The 2244-nt window shown below is 34.7% G+C and carries 2 protein-coding genes; both read left to right on the top strand.

The features are described from left to right. Positions 1–97 precede the first annotated feature (97 nt). Positions 98–1171 (top strand): alpha/beta hydrolase, encoded by a 1074-nt coding sequence (locus ACMUOV_RS00020; protein ID WP_413852551.1) that lies wholly within the window; start codon positions 98–100, stop codon positions 1169–1171. 16 nt (positions 1172–1187) lie between these two features. Further along, the coding region (locus tag ACMUOV_RS00025) for an alpha/beta hydrolase (protein ID WP_413852553.1) at positions 1188–2244 on the top strand (1057 nt) is incomplete at its 3' end.

The following is a 2244-nucleotide window of genomic DNA, read 5'->3' on the forward strand; positions in this document are numbered from 1 at the left end:
GATTTTGAACCTGATAAGTGGACAAAAAAGTTTTGCGATTTGCAACTTAAAATTTTGTTGGAAAAATATATTATAAAAGGAAAATAAGGAGAATAAAATGAAAAAAATTGTATTTTGGTTAAGTGTAATGTTTCTGTTTATTGCTGCAACTTATTCTTTTTCTGCTGATAAAGTTTTAAAAATTCAAAAGCAAGGCTCTTTTGCAGCCGGAGGACAAATTATTCAAAGAGACGGTGTTTATGATAATTCAAAATTTGTAGGTTGGGCGGAACAAGATGAAACAGGACAAGCATACCATGCAGACCATGCTTTTGTAGAATATCAAATTCCGGCTAAAGCAAAAAAATCTTCGCTTGTTTTTATTCACGGCTATGGCGGTTCCGGAATGTGTTGGAAAATGACTCCCGATAACAGAGACGGTTTTTCAACATTAATGTTAAGACATGGTTTCCCTGTATATGTAATGGATTTACCTGGAAGAGGTTCTGCAGGAAGATCTTCCGCAGAAAAAAAACTAAAACCGGTTGCAGACGAAATGTTTTGGTTTGATATTTGGAGAATAGGCATATGGCCTAACTATAATAAAGGTGTTCAGTTTTCAACCGATAAAGAATATCTTTCTCAATTTTTCCGTCAAATGACACCGGATTTAAGTAATGGTACATCGGATGTTGCTGCAATTATTGAAACCGTAAATAAAGTAGGAAAAACTGTTTTAGTAACACATAGTGCAGGCGGTGTTCCGGGATGGTTTGCGGCTATTGCAAACGATAAAGTTGCCGGTATTGCTGCTTATGAACCGGGTGCTTTTGTATTTCCTGAGGATGATTTACCACAAGCTATTGACGGAAAAACAGGCGGAACGGCACCGATTCCGGTTTCAAAACAAGATTTCTTAAAACTTACAAAAATTCCTATAGTTATGTATTTCGGTGATTATATTCCCGAAGAAGTTTCCGATAATTTAGGAGATGAAAATTGGAGAGTTCGTTTACAAATGGCAAGAAAGTTTACTGAGACAATAAACAAAAACGGCGGAAACTGTACTTTAGTAGAATTACCAAATATTGGTATTTATGGAAACACACACTTTTTAATGCAAGATTTGAATAACGATATTTTGGCGGATTTGTTTGCAAAATGGTTAAAAGAAAATAACTTGGATAAATAGGTTAAAGGAAAATTCTATGAAAAAAATTTTATTAACAGTATTAATTATGTTTGCGGTTATTATTAATGTGTTTGCCGCAAAAGATTCAAAAAAGGGAGCAAAAATGGAATTGTTTACTTACAAAACAGAAAAAGAAATAAAAAAAGAAAATACTCACAATAACAATGTTTGGGGACTTGTTTACGAAGGAGCAATAACAAAAAATGAACAAGGTAAAGTAAATATCATACCTATATCTTATAAACTTAACGGGCTAAAAATTGCGGCAAATGTTTATGTTCCGGCAGATTATAATAAAAACGATAAAACAAAAAAATATCCTGCAGTTGCAGTTGCTCATCCTAACGGCGGAGTAAAGGAACAGGTTGCAGGTTTATATGCACAAAAACTTGCAGAACACGGTTTTATTGCAATGGCTGCAGATGCTTCTTATCAGGGAGCAAGCGAAGGTATGCCCAGAAATACCGATAAACCGCAAAACAGAATTGAAGATATTCACGGTATGGCAGATATTCTTTCAAACTTTCCGGGAGTCGATGCAAATAATATTGGAGTATTGGGAATTTGCGGAGGTGGAGGATATACAATAAAAACCGCACAAACCGAAAAAAGATTTAAAGCTGTTGCAACTTTAAGTATGTTTAATTCGGGAATTGTAAGAAAGAACGGATTTTTGGACTCACAAATAAATACTATACAAGAAAGATTAAAACAAGCCTGTGATGCAAGAGCAAAAGAAGTTGCAGGCGGAGAAATTGCATATACACCCGATATGAGAGATATGCCGGAAGAAAAAGCAAAGGATTTACCTTATGACCTTTATAGAGACGGATATTATTATTACGGCAAAACACACAGACATCCAAACTCAACATTCAGTTATACCGTAAGCAGTTTGGTAGATTTGATGAGTTTTGATGCATCGGATAATGTGGATTTAATAAACCAACCTCTTTTAATGATTGCGGGCTCCAATGCCGATACTCTATATATGACAGAACAAGTTTTTTCAAAAGCAGTAGGAACACAAGATAAAGAATTATTCCTTGTTAAAGGTGCAACACATATTGAAA

This window comes from Candidatus Ruminimicrobium bovinum, from assembly GCF_902760015.1.
Lineage (GTDB): Bacteria > Elusimicrobiota > Endomicrobiia > Endomicrobiales > Endomicrobiaceae > Ruminimicrobium > Ruminimicrobium bovinum.